Annotated in this window: 16 protein-coding genes; 3 read left to right on the top strand and 13 right to left on the bottom strand. The window is 34.4% G+C overall.

Annotation, left to right across the window (positions count from 1 at the left end; genetic code table 11):
- Position 1: 1 nt before the first annotated feature.
- The 4 genes from ACFS3A_RS17580 to ACFS3A_RS17565 form a co-directional block, all read right to left on the bottom strand.
- The gene (locus ACFS3A_RS17580; RefSeq protein ID WP_379826879.1) at positions 2-1,420 is read right to left on the bottom strand and encodes a TolC family protein; all 1,419 of its coding nucleotides are present in this window, start codon (positions 1,418-1,420) and stop codon (positions 2-4) included.
- A 331-nt stretch (positions 1,421-1,751) separates the two neighbouring features.
- Complete coding sequence (locus tag ACFS3A_RS17575) at positions 1,752-4,916, bottom strand: efflux RND transporter permease subunit (protein ID WP_379826878.1); 3,165 nt, start codon at positions 4,914-4,916, stop codon at positions 1,752-1,754.
- 12 nt (positions 4,917-4,928) lie between these two features.
- Complete coding sequence (locus tag ACFS3A_RS17570) at positions 4,929-6,146, bottom strand: efflux RND transporter periplasmic adaptor subunit (RefSeq protein WP_379826877.1); 1,218 nt, start codon at positions 6,144-6,146, stop codon at positions 4,929-4,931.
- 247 nt (positions 6,147-6,393) lie between these two features.
- On the bottom strand, positions 6,394-6,987 hold the full coding sequence (locus ACFS3A_RS17565) for a TetR/AcrR family transcriptional regulator (protein ID WP_068842436.1): 594 nt from the start codon (positions 6,985-6,987) through the stop codon (positions 6,394-6,396).
- 582 nt (positions 6,988-7,569) lie between these two features.
- On the opposite strand from ACFS3A_RS17565, the gene ACFS3A_RS17560 reads away from it, so the two are divergent.
- Positions 7,570-8,007, top strand: coding sequence for a cupin domain-containing protein (locus ACFS3A_RS17560; protein WP_379826876.1), 438 nt, complete (start codon positions 7,570-7,572; stop codon positions 8,005-8,007).
- Positions 8,008-8,026: 19 nt separating this feature from the next.
- On the opposite strand, the gene ACFS3A_RS17555 is transcribed toward ACFS3A_RS17560, so the two are convergent.
- From ACFS3A_RS17555 to ACFS3A_RS17525, 7 genes are all read right to left on the bottom strand, one after another.
- Entirely contained in the window at positions 8,027-8,443 is a 417-nt protein-coding gene (locus ACFS3A_RS17555; RefSeq protein ID WP_379826875.1) for a hypothetical protein, read from the bottom strand.
- A gap of 83 nt (positions 8,444-8,526) precedes the next feature.
- On the bottom strand, positions 8,527-8,994 hold the full coding sequence (locus ACFS3A_RS17550; protein WP_379826874.1) for a hypothetical protein: 468 nt from the start codon (positions 8,992-8,994) through the stop codon (positions 8,527-8,529).
- A 40-nt stretch (positions 8,995-9,034) separates the two neighbouring features.
- Complete coding sequence (locus tag ACFS3A_RS17545) at positions 9,035-9,991, bottom strand: DUF3137 domain-containing protein (protein ID WP_379826873.1); 957 nt, start codon at positions 9,989-9,991, stop codon at positions 9,035-9,037.
- Entirely contained in the window at positions 9,991-10,545 is a 555-nt protein-coding gene (locus ACFS3A_RS17540; protein WP_379826872.1) for a LemA family protein, read from the bottom strand. Before ACFS3A_RS17540 ends, ACFS3A_RS17545 begins: the two co-directional genes overlap by 1 nt.
- 145 nt (positions 10,546-10,690) lie before the next feature.
- The gene (locus ACFS3A_RS17535) at positions 10,691-11,035 is read right to left on the bottom strand and encodes a hypothetical protein (protein ID WP_379826871.1); all 345 of its coding nucleotides are present in this window, start codon (positions 11,033-11,035) and stop codon (positions 10,691-10,693) included.
- Between the two features lie 375 nt (positions 11,036-11,410).
- Complete coding sequence (locus tag ACFS3A_RS17530) at positions 11,411-11,884, bottom strand: hypothetical protein (RefSeq protein WP_379826870.1); 474 nt, start codon at positions 11,882-11,884, stop codon at positions 11,411-11,413.
- 285 nt (positions 11,885-12,169) lie between these two features.
- Entirely contained in the window at positions 12,170-12,718 is a 549-nt protein-coding gene (locus ACFS3A_RS17525) for a hypothetical protein (RefSeq protein WP_379826869.1), read from the bottom strand.
- A gap of 331 nt (positions 12,719-13,049) precedes the next feature.
- Between ACFS3A_RS17525 and ACFS3A_RS17520 the strand changes: the two genes are divergently transcribed.
- Positions 13,050-13,598: a type 1 glutamine amidotransferase domain-containing protein gene (locus tag ACFS3A_RS17520; protein ID WP_379826868.1), complete on the top strand. Its 549-nt coding sequence runs from the start codon at positions 13,050-13,052 to the stop codon at positions 13,596-13,598.
- 606 nt (positions 13,599-14,204) lie between these two features.
- On the opposite strand, the gene ACFS3A_RS17515 is transcribed toward ACFS3A_RS17520, so the two are convergent.
- Positions 14,205-14,807 (bottom strand): S24 family peptidase, encoded by a 603-nt coding sequence (locus ACFS3A_RS17515; RefSeq protein ID WP_379826867.1) that lies wholly within the window; start codon positions 14,805-14,807, stop codon positions 14,205-14,207.
- 459 nt (positions 14,808-15,266) lie between these two features.
- Between ACFS3A_RS17515 and ACFS3A_RS17510 the strand changes: the two genes are divergently transcribed.
- On the top strand, positions 15,267-16,343 hold the full coding sequence (locus ACFS3A_RS17510; RefSeq protein ID WP_379826866.1) for a hypothetical protein: 1,077 nt from the start codon (positions 15,267-15,269) through the stop codon (positions 16,341-16,343).
- 131 nt (positions 16,344-16,474) lie between these two features.
- Here the strand turns inward: ACFS3A_RS17510 and ACFS3A_RS17505 are convergent.
- Positions 16,475-16,884 (bottom strand): transposase (locus ACFS3A_RS17505; protein WP_379826865.1); only part of this gene is annotated, 410 nt, incomplete at its 5' end.

Genomic DNA, 16,884 nt, shown 5'->3' with positions numbered 1-16,884 from the left:
ATTATTTCCAGCCTCCGCCTAGGGCGCGGTACAAATCTGTATTTGCTGTAAGTTGTTGTCTTTTAATATCAGCCAGTTCTAGTTCGCTTTGCAATAAATTCGCTTGTGCAGTTAAAACTTCAAGATATTCTGCCATACCGTTTTTGAATAAAAGGTTGGCATTTTTAATAGCTTGTTGTAATGTTTTTACTTTTTCTTTTAAGAAAGTTTCTTGTTGTTGTAATTTTTCTACTTTAACCAAAGCATCAGAAACTTCGCTTACAGCAACCAAAACTTGTTGTCTAAAAGCTAAAACCGCTTTTTCTCTTTCTGCAACAGCGATATTATATTGTGTTCTCACTCTTTTGTTATTCAAAAGAGGTTGAGTTAAACCGCCTGCAACAGTTCCGAATAAAGAAGCCGGAATGTTGAACCAATTGCTTGTTTCGAAAGAGTTTAATCCGCCTTGAGCTGTAATTCTTAGAGCAGGATATAAATCGGCTTTTGTGATACCGACATTTGCGTTGGCAGCTTTAAGAGCCAATTCGGCGCTTTTTACGTCTGGTCTTCTGCTTACTAACGAAGAGGGAATTCCGATTGCTGTATTGTGTTTTACTTCAAGTGCGCTTAACTTAACTGTTCTTTCTTTAGAATTCGGAAAAGAACCTGTCAAAACGCTCAAAGCATTTTCCTGAATAGAAATATTCTGTTCCAATAACGGAATCAACTGCGCTGAGTTTAATTTCTGTGCTTCCGATTGTTGAATTGCCAATGTTGTTACCTGACCCGCATCGTATTTTAATTTGATAATATTGGTTGTACTATCGTTTAAGCGAAGATTTTGTCTGGCAATATCCAATTGTGCGTCCAGCATCAAAAGATTGTAATATCCTCTTGAAACGTTCGCAACTATATTAGTCTGCAATGCTTTTTTTACTTCTTCAGACTGAAGATATCCTGCGTAAGCCCCTTTCTTTTGGTTTCTGATCTTTCCCCAAATATCAGCCTCCCAAGAAAGAGAAGCTCCAGCAGAATAGTCGTCAATATGTTTAGCTCCAATTGCTTGGTTTAAGTTTAATCCAGTAAAACTATTGTCAGACGGATTACTTGTGCTTGCGTTTACAAATAAATTAACCTGAGGCACATTTCCCCATTTTGACTGTGTAAAACGGTATTGTGCAATTTCAATGTTCTTTTCGGCAATTTGAAGGTCGTTATTTCTTGCAACAGCGCTGTCAATTAATTTGATAATATCTTTTTCAGTAAAGAAGTTTTTCCACTCCACATCGGCAATACTTGTTGTATCACTCGAAACCGATGCATTCCTGAAATTCTCAGGAAATGCATCTTTTGGAGTTTCAATATCCTTCGAAACTTTACAGGATATTAAAGTCGTGATCAGAATGGCGAAGGTCACGATTTTGGTTATATGATTTTTCATTTAGTTTTTTATTAAAATTCTTTTAACCCGTTTGGGGGTAATTTTTTTTGAAACACATAGAAACATAGTTTTTTGCAGATTTAAAAGGCGTTTCACTTGCATAAATGCACATTCCCGATAGCCATCGGGACTATGTGTGGAAACTAGTTTCTTCTAATCTCTTTTTTTGACACAAAAATCTATGTTTCTATGTGTTTAATTTTTTTCTCAACAGATTATATCTCTGTACAAGTATCTTTTCTGGTTTCAAGATCTTTTGAGATTCTGTACGATATATAGCCGATGCCAAATATGATGGCAACAAGAATGGTTGTGATATAGTTTTCCATTATTATTTTTCTTCGTTATGAATTACGGCAACTGGTTTTCCAGAAACCTTTTCTTGTAAATGTTGGAAGATGATGAATAAAACAGGGATGATAAACAAACCTAGAATTACTCCCGAAATCATACCTCCGGCGGCACCAATACTAATAGAGTGGTTACCTTGAGCTGATGGCCCTTTGGCGCTCATCATTGGAACTAAACCAACAATAAAGGCAAGAGACGTCATGATAATTGGTCGCAAACGTAATTTGGCAGCATCGATTGAAGCTTTAACTAACGCCATTCCTGATTTTCGTTTTTGCACTGCAAATTCCACAATTAAGATGGCATTTTTAGCGAGCAATCCGATCAGCATGACAAGAGCAACTTGTACGTAAATATTGTTTTCAATTCCAGTTAAACCAATAGCAACGAATACTCCAAAAATACCTGCAGGGATTGATAAAATAACCGCTAGAGGAAGGATATAACTCTCATACTGTGCAGCAAGTAGGAAATAAATGAATATCAAACACAGTAAAAAAATTGTAGCCGATTGCCCTCCGGAAGAAATCTCCTCACGAGTTTGGCCCGAGAATTCAAACCCGTAACCTGCAGGTAATTGTTGTGCTGCTACTTCTTCAATTGCTTTAATGGCATCTCCAGAACTAAATCCTGGTTTCGGAATGGCATTAATAGAAATTGAGTTAAATAAATTATATCTAGAAGCGGTTTCAGAACCATAAATACGAGTTAGTTTTACTAAAGTATTTATTGGCACCATTTCGCCAGTTTTGTTTTTTACAAAAACTCTATCAATTGCTGTTGGATCTGCTCTGTCTTCAATATCAGCCTGAACAACTACTCGGTAATATTTACCAAATCGGTTAAAGTCAGATGCTTGTGCGCTACCAAAATAAGCCTGCATAGTTTGTAAAATGTCTTTTACATTAACACCCAATTGATTTGCTTTTTCATCATTAACTTCCAATTGCAATTGTGGATAATCGGCTTTGAAAGAGGTAAAGGCAACTGCAATTTCTGGACGTTTCATTAATTCACCGATAAAGTTTTGAGAAATTCCACTGAATTTATCCAGTTTTCCTCCCGTTTTATCTTGTAGAACCAAATCTAAAGCCTCAACGTTACTAAATCCAGGAACAGTTGGGAAACTGAATACGAAGAAACTTCCGCCAGAAATACTGCCCAGTTTACCACGAACCTGATTCATGATTTCGTCAATGTTTTTTACTTCGCCGCGTTCTTCGTTTGGTTTAAGCAATACGAATACAACCGCAGAAGATGGACTTGTAGAATTCGTCAATAAGTTGAAACCTGAAATCGCTGTTACAAATCGAGAAGCATCTAAACCTCTTAATGTATTTTCAGCATCGGTCATTACTTTCTGAGTTCCGTCTAATGATGTTCCAGATGGTGTATTTACTGCAATCGCAATAAATCCTTGATCTTCTGTTGGAATAAACCCTGCAGGAGTTGTTTTCACCATTACAAAAGTTGCAACAACAACTAAAGCTAATCCGCCTAAACTCAACCATTTTCTTCTGATTAAGAATTTAAGTCCGCCCACATAACGGTTTGTCAACGATTCAAAACTGCTATTGAAAGCGGTAAAGAATTTCTCTTTAAATCCTTTTTTCTGATAAGGTTCATTGTGATCGTGTGCTCCATGATTATCTTTTAAGAATAATGCCGCAAGCGCTGGACTCAATGTTAAGGCATTTACTGCCGAAATTACAATTGCAATCGCCATCGTAAAGGCAAACTGACGATAGAAAACTCCTGTTGAGCCTTCCATAAAACCAACCGGCAGGAATACAGCAGCCATTACCAGCGTAATCGAGATAATAGCACCCGTTATTTCGTGCATTGCTTCATGGGTTGCGATTTTTGGAGACAAGCGTTTGTGCTCCATTTTCGCATGCACCGCTTCGACTACCACAATGGCATCATCGACCACAATACCAATCGCCAGAATTAATGCGAAAAGCGTTAAAAGGTTGATCGAAAATCCGAATAACTGCATGAAGAAGAACGTTCCTAAAATTGCTACAGGTACAGCAATAGCCGGGATTAATGTTGATCTAAAATCTTGCAAGAAGATAAATACCACAATAAATACCAGTATAAAAGCTTCTAATAATGTATGCTCAACTTGTTCGATAGATTGGTCAAGAGATACTTTTGTACTATAGAAAATATTGTGTTTGATACCTTTTGGAAAATCTTTAGAAGCTTTTTCCATCATTTTGTTAATGGCAATCTGAATATCATTAGAGTTCGATCCAGCTAACTGAATAACCCCAATTACAATTCCTTTTTTACCATTTAAACGCGTTAAACTGTTGTAAGAGTAAGCACCCAATTCAACTCGCGCTACATCTTTTAAGCGAAGTACTGAGCCATCTGCATTAGAGCGTATAGCAATATTTTCATAATCTTCCGGTTTAGTTAATTTCCCTTTGTATTTAATAACGTATTCAAAAACTTCTTTGCTTCGTTCTCCAAATTTCCCTGGAGCCGCTTCCAAACTTTTGTCCTGAATCGCGCCCATAACTTCGCTTGGCGTCACTTTATAAGTTGACATTTGTGTTGGATTCAACCAAACACGCATAGAGTAATCTTTTACACCACCAAAAATACTGGCAGAACCTACACCCGGAATACGTTTTAGTTCCGGAATAATATTAATCTGTGCATAGTTGGCAACAAACGTCTGATCGTATTTTGATTCATCTTCGGTGTACATACCAATTGCCATGATGAAACTGTTTTGTTGTTTCGCCGTAACTATACCTTGCTGTACAACCTCCGCAGGAAGCTGACTCGTTGCCTGAGCAACACGGTTTTGTACGTTTACTGCAGCTTGATCGGCATCAGTTCCTAGTTTAAAGAAAACTGTAATGGCCAAAGTACCATCGTTACTAGCTGTAGAACTCATGTAAGTCATGTTTTCTACACCATTTATAGATTCTTCAATAGAAGGTGCCACAGAACGTAAAACCGTTTCTGCGTTGGCTCCCGGATATACCGCCGTTACCAAAACCGATGGTGGCGCAATATCTGGAAACTGTTGTAAAGGCAGTTTAGTTAAACCCAATACCCCCAGAATTACCAATAAAATGGAAATTACGGTTGCCAGTACAGGTCTTTGTATAAATATTTTGAACATTATTTCTTCTGATTATTTTTTGTTAGTTACTTCGGCAACTTTAGTTGATTTTTCTGGCTGAATCGCTTGTCCATCCTGAAGTTTGTCAATACCGCTCATCACGATTTGATCACCAGATTTTACGCCGTCTTTAATTAAATAATTGGTACCGCTTTTACCTACAACAGTAATAGGCATTTTAGTTACTTTGTTGTCTTTGCCTACAGTGAAAACAAATACTTTATCTTGCATTTCGATTGTAGCTGCTTGAGGTACTAAAATCGCATCGTCGTGGTTTAACCCTAAACGGATTCTTCCTGTGTTTCCAGAACGTAAAATTCCGTTTGCATTTGGAAAAGTCGCTCTAATCGTAATTGCTCCTGTAGTTTTATCAAACTGACCGTCAACCATATCGATTTTTCCTGTTTTTGGATAAGCGCTGTTATCTGCCAAAATCAAAGTAACTGGAGGTAATTTTTTGATTTTATCGCCTAATGAACTTCCAGCATATTGTTCTTTAAAGTGAATGAAATCTGTTTCACCTAAAGAGAAATAAGCAAATACTTCATGAACGTCAGATAAAGTCGTTAAAGCTTCAACATCAGAAGCAGAAACTAAACTTCCTTGTTTTTTAGGTAATCTTCCGATGTAACCGCTCACTGGAGCTGTTACGTTGGTGTATCCTAAATTAATTTTAGCAGAACCAACCATTGCTTTTGCTTGTTCGATATTGGCAGCAGCAATTTTTTGAGAAGCTTTAGCTGTTTTCAATTGATAATCAGAAACTACTTTGTTCTGAACTAGAGGCGTTAATTTATCAACTTCTAAATTAGCGTTGATTAAAGCCGCTTCAGCTGCGTGAAGACTTGCCAAAGCATTGTTTAACTGCTCACGGAATGGACGCTCATTGATTTTGAATAAAGTTTGTCCTTTGCTTACATAAGCACCTTCGTCTACAAAAATTCTGTCAAGGTTTCCGCTTACTTGTGGTCTAATTTCCACATCAACAGTTCCTTGTATAGCTGCAGGATATTCAGCGTCAGTTGTTGTATTGGCGCTTGTGATAGCTAAAACTGGTAAAACCGGTGGAGGTGGAGCAGTAGGCGCCTGATTTTTATCGGCACAGCTGCTTAATACTAGGGCCAGAATAAAACTGGTTATAATTACATTTTTCATTTTCATTGTGGTTTTAATTGGTTGAACATTTTCTCGGATAAAATTCTTAGGTATTCTGGCATTCTCGGGATTCATATTTAATTGAATTAAATTATCTAACGTTGTTAAGTAAAAGTGCACAAATTTCCATACAGTAAGTCTTTCCAATTCTATTTCAAATCAGTATTAAAATATTTAACGGTGTTAAGTAAAAGTCTAAAAAAAGAGCTTTTATTACCTTGATTAAATTTTCTAACAGTGTTAAGCGAAAGTTATAAAAAAAAGGATTTTACATTATCCCGTTTAAATCATTTTACACTGTTAAGTAAAATTGAAAATTTTTTTATTGTATAGATTTGATGATACCACCAATGGCATCTTTCAAAATTTGGGCATTTATTGTTTCTAAAATATCACTTTTGTTAATGATGTTGATGGCGATTAAACCATGAATAACAGAAAAGAAAGTGAAATACTTTTGTTTAATAATATCCTGACTCGGATTGCTGTCTTTCATTACTTCAGCAATGACCTGAGTGAATAATTTGTAAGGTCCCTCCTGAGCCGAACATCGCTGTGCGCAACACGTCATTTGAACACCAAACATTAACTGATACATTTCAGTATTAGTAAAAGCGAAGTCCCAGTAAGTCATCCACATGGCTTCTAATTGATCTTCGGGTTTCTCAAACTTATCAATTGCAATTTGCAGTTCTTTTGTCAGTTTGATAAAACCTTTACCAGTCAGTTCTTCTAATATTGCTTCCTTATTTGAGAAATATTCATAAATAATAGGAGCAGTATATTCGATTCTGTCGGCAATTTTACGCATACTCAAACCATTCCAGCCTTCTTCTTTTACGATATCATAAGCAGCGCCAAGGATGTTGTTCCTTGTCTCTTCTTTTTGTCTTAAAATTCGATCTTTGCTAGCCATTATATTCGAGTATTAAATCGTTTAACACTGTTAGGCAAATGTATGACGGTTTTTCTAATAATGAAATATTTTTATCATAATATTTTCTTATCGTGTCATAGATTGATGCATAAAGCTTTGAGAACCCTTTATTTTATTGAGATTTATTTTGGTATGATTTTATTAAGGAGCAGCACTTTTTCGTTTTTTAAGACCATTTGTCCTGCTCTTCACTATATCTTTTATGCCGAACCCCGGCATAAAAGGATGCCGTTTCGATCAGGGCTAGGTGAGAACTTGTGTTTTTTTATTAGATTATCCATATAGTTTGTCATTTCGAGGAACGAGAAATCACATTCGGGATTCGACAAAGATTGGCGACATTCAGCTCGGAGTTTCTAGTGTGATTTGCTTCGCCTTTTCGCTATCGCTCGGGTCTTCGTTCCTCGAAATGACAAAATTGAGTAAAAATGCAGGCGATCTACAAAGATTATTAATTATGATTTCTGGATTTTCTAGTGTGATCCTTCCTTCGTAAGGATTACAAAAACACCATTCCAGTTATCAGCATTGATATTTTTCGTAACATTACAAGAAAAAAAAATGAAAAGTTTAACTATCCTAAAAACCGCATTTACTGTTTTATTTTTCCAGCAGATTGCCTTTTCTCAGGAAACCAAAAAGGAAACTGCTCCACCACAATACACAATTGAAAACTGTGTTAATCATTTTGAATTAGACAAAGCGAAGAAAACCAAAGTAGGTTATCAATATTGGTTTGCCGATAAGGATTTTACTCAGGAAAATACCTTAAAAATGAGTATTGTTGAACCAGGAAAATCTACCCACGCACCACATCATCATCCAGAAGAGGAATTCTTTTATATTCTGGAAGGCTCGGCTTCTTTTTTCTTAGATGGAAAAACGATTGTTGTTGGGCCAAATACAAGCTTATATTGTCCGCCAAATGCAGAACACGGGATAAGCAATGCTGGGAAAACAGATTTGAAATATTTGGTTATTAAAAAAGATTTGAGGTAGAACTCATAATTGTAAATGCCTACCAATAAGTAAAACCGTTCCATCTTAGCTCAAAAGATCCAGCTTTAATTTTCCAAATAATGAAATCAGTATCGTCGTTTTCGTTGTATGGTTGATTGTTTTTCCATGTAACGATTTCTAATTCAAGACAATTTTTAGTTTCTATAATTTTTTTGAAATCAGTAATATAATACTCGTTTTCAATATTGGTGATATGTGTTTTTTCTTGATTTTTATTAAAATAAAATGATTCTGAAAATATGTTAGTTATGAGTAAATCAGATTTCGTAAAGCTGATTTTGTTTTGATAACCTCCTTCAATAAAATTAGCCAACTTTACAAGAGCAAAATTTATTTTAAGGTCATTATTACGTTTTTCAAAAGAATTAATGACACCTATTTCTAAACGGTTTAAATTTTTACTTATATGGTACATTGAGATTAAGATTTTTATATTTTTTTCAGAAGAAGTTTGTCCAATTACTTTATAAAGAAATCAATAAAAATATGATGTAGAAATTAAGAATAATAATTCGTTTTTCTATTAACATGAATTATATCTGGATTTTTGCCATCCAAATCTCTTTTATTCCTTCCGAATAAACCAATTTCAACATCATTTGTTTTTTTATGTTTTATTTCGCTCGGATCTACATACGTATACATTCCGTATCCATGTCCTGAAACTATCCAGCCTTTATTTTTACCTAAATTGGCAGTTCCAAAGTCTCCGGCAGAACCGCCCGCATAGACAGGTCCAAATTCTTTCATTAGTTTTATAGCTTCACTTTCTAAATCTGGAATTATGTCTGCATTGTCAAAAACAATGTAAGTTCCATTTTTGAACAAGATCCAGTCTTGAAATTTTGGATTTATTGCCAGTCTAACATTATGAATTAAATCGGAATTCGTCAATACTTTAGTTTTTTGATTCCTAAAGTTCGAAAGAAAAGATCTAAGAGAAGATATGATTTTGAATCGTTTCATCTTCATGTATATTTTTGTAGATTCATAAAAGAAATTGCTCTTATTCCTTCCCCCAAATCCTAGTATTCAAATCCAGTTCCTGTACTATATTCTGCATAAAATGTACAATCGAAAGATCATCGCTGAGTAAATCGGGATCTAAAAGCGACGAATGAATAGGAGGTTCAAAATAATTGTGAGATAGCGGGAAAGCAATATACATTTTTGAGTTTATGAAAGAGATCGAAATTGTATCGTCAGATTTTTTGTTTAAATCCAGAATTCTTTCCATCATGGCTGGCGTTAAGATATATCTTGCTTCGATCTGATTTTTTGAATAAGTAGCAAAGATGTCGTCAAATACGTTATTTTCTAAAGTTACAAGCTCAGAGTTTCCAAAACTAAAAACGTTTTTGGAAAACCAGGAACTAATAGCATCACCAATGCCTTTTGGACGTACAACCGTAGAAACATTAAAGTTTTTATTAAAATCGGCTACAAAAATAATTCCTTTAAAAATGGTACGCCATTCGGTACGTGTTCCGTTTTTGGTACGTGTTTCGGTTTTGTATTCAGCATGAACTTCGGCAAACCAAAAGGAAGTTTTATCGGCAGTTCCGTTTACTAAATCCTGTGTATTATAGCGATCCGGTCTTGTGGTAAAAAGTTCAGAACTAACAAATTCATAATGAGGCAATCCGCTTTGAGGAGTAATTGTCAAAGTCTGATTAATCTCCTTTAAGGCCGATGCGATTATGTTGGTTTTATATGCATTTTTGTATTTTCTGGCTTCATCATCTACTTTGTAATACATGACAATCCCAATGATAGCAGGAACTAAAGCACCAAAAACAGATAAAGCAGGAAACCGGATTAGAAAACCAATTACTAAAATCACGCCCGCAAGTCCGAATAAGATGTAGCTGGTTTTGTACGTTTCGGCTATTTTTTTACGGTCGGTTTCTAAGGTATTCAAAACCTCCTGCAAGGCTCCGGAACTAGTATTTTCTGAATCCATTAATTATTAAAAAGCTCTTTTGCACTTATATTTTTGCGTTCTTCTGCCGGTGTTTCCAAAACGTCGATTTTAGTGTAATTCAACATTCCGGCAAACATATTTCCTGGGAACATCATGATGGCGTTGTTATAATCGGTTACGGCAGCATTATACGTTCTTCTTGCAGCAGCGATTTGTTCTTCGCTTTCTGTCCATGTCGATTGTAAATTGAGGAAATTTGTATTGGCTTTTAAGTCCGGATAGTTTTCAACGGTTACCATTAAACCTTTTACTGCTGTGCTTAACTGAGTGTCTAAGCTTGCTTTTTCGGTATCGGTTAAAGAACCTGAAGACGCTTGTGCGCGAAGTTCTGTAATTTTAGTTAAAGTACTTTGTTCGTAATTAGTATATTGTTTTACCACTTCAACCAGATTCGGAATCAGATCGAAACGTTTTTTCAGCATGACATCAATAGCAGAAAAAGCATTGGTTATCTGATTCTTTTTTCCGATAAGCGAATTGTAAATCAGGATACCAAATAATATAAAAACAACAAGTAATATAACTATAATCATAGCTTAAAAATTTAATAGGTTTGGAAACAAATATATACAAATAGGGAATAAGTTTGTTTCTTTTTTTGTAGGAAATACTGCTTATACAAAAAAAGGACAGCTTTTTTTTGAACCGTCTATAATCAAATTTTAAGCTGTCAGAAAATTAAGTAATATCGTATTTGTGGTTTTCAAAATAGCTGGCAGCCATTTCTACAATTGCCTCCTTTGTTGTAAAACTGTATTGTACTCCATGATCGAGGTTATACGATTTTCCCATTTCAGGATGATGTTCTTTACCGTCTGAATGAAAGGAATCTGTAACGTTTACCCAAAGATTACGATCCTGATCTTTAAAAGAATACAAGTCAGAATCAGATACAATAAAGATTGTACCATTATCATTATCCAGAATCGAAGTGTATGTACTGCTGGTGTAATTGCCTAAAATACTAATATTTGGATTGTATTTTTTAGACAGTAAGTCTGTAATTTTTTTTGTTAGTGGCATAACATGTGGATTTTTTGTCTTTGAAACCGTAAATTTAAAAGTACGATTTTTATCGTTTTAGCCACTAAAAGTTTTTTTTGTATTAAAATAAGTTTTTTATTGAATAATTATAAAAGGTTTTGGTGTCTCAAAATGCTGTTATGTAGTGGTTTAGTTTTTTTTATAATAAAAAAGACAGCAACTAATAAAAGTGCTGTCTCTTTGCAAGTAAATTGTAATTTTTGCATTTTAAAACCAAATCAAAATTTTAAAACACGGCATTCAGATTGAATGCGTACAGTTTGGGTAATTACTAAATAAAGCGAAACGCAGGTTATTTCGTTTCAGGATGCCTTACTTTAGTGTCTTTACTGATGAAAGCTCATGAGTATATTTTTAATTAAAAGAGACGTAAGTGTCGGTTTTGTCAAACATTCGGGCTTTAAACTTATGCAGGTTTAAATTGAATTTTGTTGTTTTATCACGGTCTTCATAGAAAAGCAGTTTTTGGTTCACGATTTTAATTCCATAGTATGGATCAATAAATTTTTCGAAATAGGTTACCGCTTTTTCCAAAACCTCTTCTTTGGTGGTAAAACTATATGTAATGCCGTCTTTTCCTGTATATTCCTGACCTACTCTTGGATAAAATTTCTTGTCATTGTAAATAAAAGACTTTGGTGTAGTGGTCCACAAGTTGTCATTCAAATCCTTGAATATATACACACAATTATACGAAACAGAAAACATGGTTCCGTTCTTAGTGTCCAAAATAGAATTAAATCTGCCGTCCAGATTGTTGTTAAGAATCGTAATACGTGATTTATATTTTTTGGAGAGTAGTTCAATAACTTTTTGTATCGTCTGCATAATAAATTATTTTAAGTGCCATAATTATTTACGAGTTCTGTAAAATTATGGTTTAAAGGGTTGATACAATGGCTCTTAAAAGTTATAAAAACACTATAAAAAGTTTAAATTTAAGCGGTTAGGTTTTTAGTTGCAAAGTGATAAAGTAACAAAATTGCAGAGGCTTTTCTACTTTGGGATTTTTATTGAAGTGTCAGTCTGAGTGAAGTCTAAGGATTTTGAAAATGTAAATTTTCTGTCTTGGAATTTGAGATTTATTAAATTGGAATTTGCTCAATATCGCAGTTATAATTTCTCATAAGGTCTTTCTAAAAATAAATCGCATACCTCTTTAAACTTTTGTTTTAAAGGCTTTAATTGGTATTGCTCGTCATAAACCGTATTTTCTATTTCTTTAAAAATTGGTTCCATAATCTCGTCATAGAGAACATGCCCGGAATGCTGTAGTTTTATTTTTGAATGTATGATGTACAGCTCAAAAGAAAGCATATTTTTTAATCTAAAGAATGCAAACTCTTCGTTAGACATTTTTTGCATGTCAAAAACTTTCGGACTAACATCATTTAAAAACTTCATAATTAACTCAGTCAGTTCAATGACAGCGACTTCATACATAACGACTATATCCGGATATAATTCTTTGTAAGCAGATTTTATACGAAAATCTTTTTTTCTTTTTTCCAGTTTTTCCGGATCAGAAAGTGTTGACCATTCCAGAGTATCGATTAAACCATTAAAAAGCTGTATTTCGTAATTGAAAGAGTTGATTTTTTTGTCTTGTGAGAGATAGAATTCTTTTAGTTCTTCAATTTCATTTATGTTTTCAAAGGTCATTGCTTGTATTTTTCTTTATTCTCCTTTGTAAAAATAAGGTTTTATATAGTACTAAAAATCAGAAATAAAATTGTTTGATTTGTCGCTTACACAGTATTAGACTTCCTTCTAATTTCTAAAAGTAATTCCCTTACTTACTTCCATACTATAAAATAGTAAATCAAGTGGACATACATCTTATATAATTTTAATTTAATTTTTAATAAAAACCTGTAATTCAATTAATTAACTTTTATTAAAGAAAGCTTTAACAACGTCTGTTTTCGATAGCTGTCTGAAATAAGTAATTTTAGGTAAATCAAATTAATAACGTTTTAAAAAAATTAAAATCATGAAAAAGAATATAGCCATATTAGCCACAAACGGTTTTGAAGAATCAGAATTAGCATCTCCTAAAGCCTATCTGGAAGAGCAGGGTTGGAATGCAGATATCGTTAGTTTGAAATCAGGAACGATTAAAGCCTGGAAAGACGGAAATTGGAGCAAAGAATTTAACGTTGATGTTGTTTTAGATCAGGCAAATGAAGCCGATTACGACGCTTTGGTTCTGCCTGGAGGAGTAATTAATCCTGATTTATTGAGAAGAGAAGAAGCTGCAGTAAATTTTGTGCGTTCGTTTTTTGAAAGTAAAAAGCCAGTAGCCGCTATTTGTCATGGACCTCAAATTTTGGTCGATGCCGATGTTTTAGAAGGTCGAAAAGTAACATCGTTCTTCTCAGTTAAAAACGATTTGAAAAATGCCGGAGCACAATGGGAAGACTCAGAAGTAGTAGTAGACAACGGATTAGTGACGAGTCGAAACCCTAACGATTTGCCCGCTTTTAATAAAAAAATGGTAGAAGAAATTAAAGAAGGTATTCACGAGCGTCAGAGAGCATAAAAGATATTTTATTTAAATGTATCAAATTACAAAAAATGCAAGATCAATTTTGGTCTTGCATTTTTTTATTGAATAGCTCCCAGTTTTAACCAGGAGAATATAATTGTAAATTGATTCTTGTTTTTTGAACACATATGGGTTATATAAGTTGTTGAAGTTTTTTATGAATAGCCCCTGGTTTTAACTAGGGGAATTAAATAGTTAGCAGGAGTAAGGCTTTAGCCAAAATACACATTTTGGCTAAAGCCTTACTATGTTTCTTATTATACCTCCAGCTAAAGCTGGAGGCAATTGATTTTTTAATTAAATTGAGGATCAATCTTTGCGTTCCTCTGGTTTCAACCAGAGGCTATGTTTTAAAATGATTGTAGAGTTTCTCGTGTTTTTTGCCTTTTGTTAGTGTGAAGCGCTCGTGTTTTCCATCTAGTTTGTCATTTCGAGGAACGAGAAATCACACACGCTGATCGCCAAAGATTGTGGAGTTTCTAGTGTGATTTCTCCCTTCGGTCGAAATGACAAGGTATCGCATTTCATTTCGAGAAACGAGAAATTGCGCACCTATATATTCTCCGCGTGAGCATCTTACTTGTGAGCACAACAAAAAAATCACATAGTTGTTTTACTGATAACCCCTTTAATAATAAAAATTTTTTTAATTAAAGATTTATGAAACTCTCTGGCTTCATATTTTGGATTTTCAGAGGAAAGAAGCCAGTATTCGTCATTTTTTCCTTTTTTGATATAGTTTAAGAAAACCTGATCGTCGCGTAAAACTACTACATACGCATAACCATAATGCATAAATTCGCTTTCGACTTCTTTGATGCCTATAATTTGTCCTGCGCAAAATTCAGGGTACATGCTGTCGCCGTAGACATTAATAAACTCAATTTCTTCGTCCCATTCCGGAAGACTTACCGGAAGACGTTTTAATTTGTCTTCTTTAAGGCTTTTTTCCAATCCTGATTTTACAGCTACATCCGGGTAATAGTAACCGGTAAGCTTTTCAGTATCTGATTTTTCGCTTTTTGTAGTGTTTTTTGTGTGTTTGTCAAACACAGAACGCAATATTGTGTATTTTGATGCCGGTATTTTTTTACCGCCTTCCCAATTTATTATGGTGTTGCCAGAAACGCCAATTAACGACGCAAACTCTTTCTGCGTAAGCCCTAGCGACTTTCTTTTCTCTCTTAACTCAACAGAATCCATCTACAATTTATAATTTAAAAACATAATTTTGTGTAAAAATTTTCACAAAAACTTGTAAATACACAATATTGTGTATTATATTTGTACCCATAATCTTACGGTGTAAAAAATGGTGATGCTAAAATCACAGTTTTCTTTTAGATCAGTAAGGGAATAAGAGCACGAAAAAATATTTAAAAGTAGCTAAAAAAGTAATCATTTCGGAATAAGTATCCGAAAAATCACTTTTTAGCTCACTTAAATATGGAATAAACGCCAGTTTAGAAATACGTTATACTAACAATAGAATAATACCACACTTATTATTGTTAACGCATTTCTTTTAAAATTTCCAAAAACACTTCGAAGAGCTTCATCGCCTAAATGAACAATATTGTGCATTTTGGTACAAAAAATATACTCTACATCTAGATTTTACCGATTTATTCAATTCAATTACAATAATTAAACAATAAAAAAATGAAACAATATTTCAAATTAACCCTGCTTTGCTGGGGTTTAAGTCTTTCGTATGCCAATGCGCAGGTAGGAATGCCAACCAATAACCCGAATAAAAATGCTGTTTTAGATTTAAACAGAACCGATGGAACCAGTGCAAAAGGTTTGTTGTTGCCCAATGTTGCTTTAACAGCTATCAACAATTTTGCGCCAATGACCGCGCATGTCGCAGGAATGCATGTCTGGAATACTGCAACAGCAGGAAGTGGTGTAAATGCTGTTACACCTGGCGAATATTATAATAATGGTTCAAAATGGATACGTGTTGCTTCTTCAACAGATGCATGGATTCAGGGTGGAAACAATAATGGAGCCTTAAAATTTATTGGGACCAACGATGCTTTTGATTTACCTATTGAAACCAATAGTGTTGAGAGAATGCGAATTACCTCTGGAGGAAAAATTGGTATTGGTACTACAGCACCTTCAAACAATTTAGAAATTTCAGGTACAAACGGCACCGCTACCGGATTAAAATTACCAACAGGCGCCAGTTCCGGAAAAGTCTTAACCTCAGATCCTGATGGAAATGCGGTATGGCAAAGTTCTGCAATTCAATTGCAAACAGTTGTCACTTCTAGCGGAGGGCAAAAATTTTTTCCATCAACTGGTGCAATGACTGACTGGAAACTCATTGATTTCTTTTCAGTTGTTGTTGAAGATGATGCCAAGACAATTTACGGCTCGACTTATGGCTGGAATACAACCACGAATTCATATAAAGTACCAAGGGATGGCAAATATCGCATTTCTATGAATATGTATACGTTGGGCGCAAAATTTGGTGGTTCTACAGTAGGAGACAATTGGCGTATAGCCACTATATTTAATAATGCAAATGCTCAGGTAAGTAATCCTGCTATGCCTTTTATTTCACTTACTGTTGCAGGGGATGATCAAACAGTATATACGTCAGGAATAGTAACTTTAAAAGTAGGAGATATAATCAATTTTAAAAGTGCCAATTATAGTGGTGCCAGATCTGTATCATTATATGGTGCAGGAGGACACTCAGTAATAACAATTGAATCTTTATAATAAACTCTATAGTACTATTTAGATATTAGTAGTTCCGGAATTTACTGGAAATTGAAACCCCGATTTTTAAAGTCGGGGTTTTTTATTTGTAATTCTATTGTACGTTTCGATATAGTTTGTCATTTCGATTTCTATGATAAAACCAAATCTTTTTGATAAGAGGTTTGTTTTTTTATTACCGCAAAAACCCGATGGATTATTTTATTTCTCACAGCATTTAAAACGCTCATTTTGTTTTTTCCTTCATCAACTTTTCTGATGTAGTACTTCCTTAAATCATTATCTAATCGGATTGCACTCATCGCAGCCATATGTAAAATAGTTTTTAGATTTTTATCAGCAAGCATTGATACTCCGGGTCTTCTTTTCAATGATGTTCCAGATTGAAAATCAAAAGGTACGACTCCGCTGTAGCATGCCATTTTTCTTGGATCTGTTATAACTGTAAAACCTTCTGTTTTTGATAATAATGTCCAAGATAAAACCTGACCTACTCCAGGAACAGATTTTATTAATTTCTGCTGCTGGCAAAGATTTTCAT

Source organism: Flavobacterium notoginsengisoli (assembly GCF_042686225.1).
GTDB lineage: Bacteria > Bacteroidota > Bacteroidia > Flavobacteriales > Flavobacteriaceae > Flavobacterium > Flavobacterium notoginsengisoli.
Note: the sequence above shows the minus strand (reverse complement) of the source record. Positions and strands in the feature narration are given on the sequence as shown.

Excerpts from the sequence above, each read along its gene's own strand:
- ACFS3A_RS17540 (WP_379826872.1), bottom strand. The coding sequence starts at position 10,545 with ATGATTATAGTTATATTACTTGTTGTTTTTATATTATTTGGTATCCTG.
- ACFS3A_RS17555 (WP_379826875.1), bottom strand. The coding sequence starts at position 8,443 with ATGTACCATATAAGTAAAAATTTAAACCGTTTAGAAATAGGTGTCATT.
- ACFS3A_RS17580 (WP_379826879.1), bottom strand. The coding sequence starts at position 1,420 with ATGAAAAATCATATAACCAAAATCGTGACCTTCGCCATTCTGATCACG.
- ACFS3A_RS17550 (WP_379826874.1), bottom strand. The coding sequence starts at position 8,994 with ATGAAACGATTCAAAATCATATCTTCTCTTAGATCTTTTCTTTCGAAC.
- ACFS3A_RS17515 (WP_379826867.1), bottom strand. The coding sequence starts at position 14,807 with ATGGATTCTGTTGAGTTAAGAGAGAAAAGAAAGTCGCTAGGGCTTACG.
- ACFS3A_RS17570 (WP_379826877.1), bottom strand. The coding sequence starts at position 6,146 with ATGAATCCCGAGAATGCCAGAATACCTAAGAATTTTATCCGAGAAAAT.
- ACFS3A_RS17525 (WP_379826869.1), bottom strand. The coding sequence starts at position 12,718 with ATGACCTTTGAAAACATAAATGAAATTGAAGAACTAAAAGAATTCTAT.
- ACFS3A_RS17530 (WP_379826870.1), bottom strand. The coding sequence starts at position 11,884 with ATGCAGACGATACAAAAAGTTATTGAACTACTCTCCAAAAAATATAAA.
- ACFS3A_RS17560 (WP_379826876.1), top strand. The coding sequence starts at position 7,570 with ATGAAAAGTTTAACTATCCTAAAAACCGCATTTACTGTTTTATTTTTC.
- ACFS3A_RS17565 (WP_068842436.1), bottom strand. The coding sequence starts at position 6,987 with ATGGCTAGCAAAGATCGAATTTTAAGACAAAAAGAAGAGACAAGGAAC.
- ACFS3A_RS17520 (WP_379826868.1), top strand. The coding sequence starts at position 13,050 with ATGAAAAAGAATATAGCCATATTAGCCACAAACGGTTTTGAAGAATCA.
- ACFS3A_RS17545 (WP_379826873.1), bottom strand. The coding sequence starts at position 9,991 with ATGGATTCAGAAAATACTAGTTCCGGAGCCTTGCAGGAGGTTTTGAAT.
- ACFS3A_RS17510 (WP_379826866.1), top strand. The coding sequence starts at position 15,267 with ATGAAACAATATTTCAAATTAACCCTGCTTTGCTGGGGTTTAAGTCTT.
- ACFS3A_RS17535 (WP_379826871.1), bottom strand. The coding sequence starts at position 11,035 with ATGCCACTAACAAAAAAAATTACAGACTTACTGTCTAAAAAATACAAT.
- ACFS3A_RS17575 (WP_379826878.1), bottom strand. The coding sequence starts at position 4,916 with ATGTTCAAAATATTTATACAAAGACCTGTACTGGCAACCGTAATTTCC.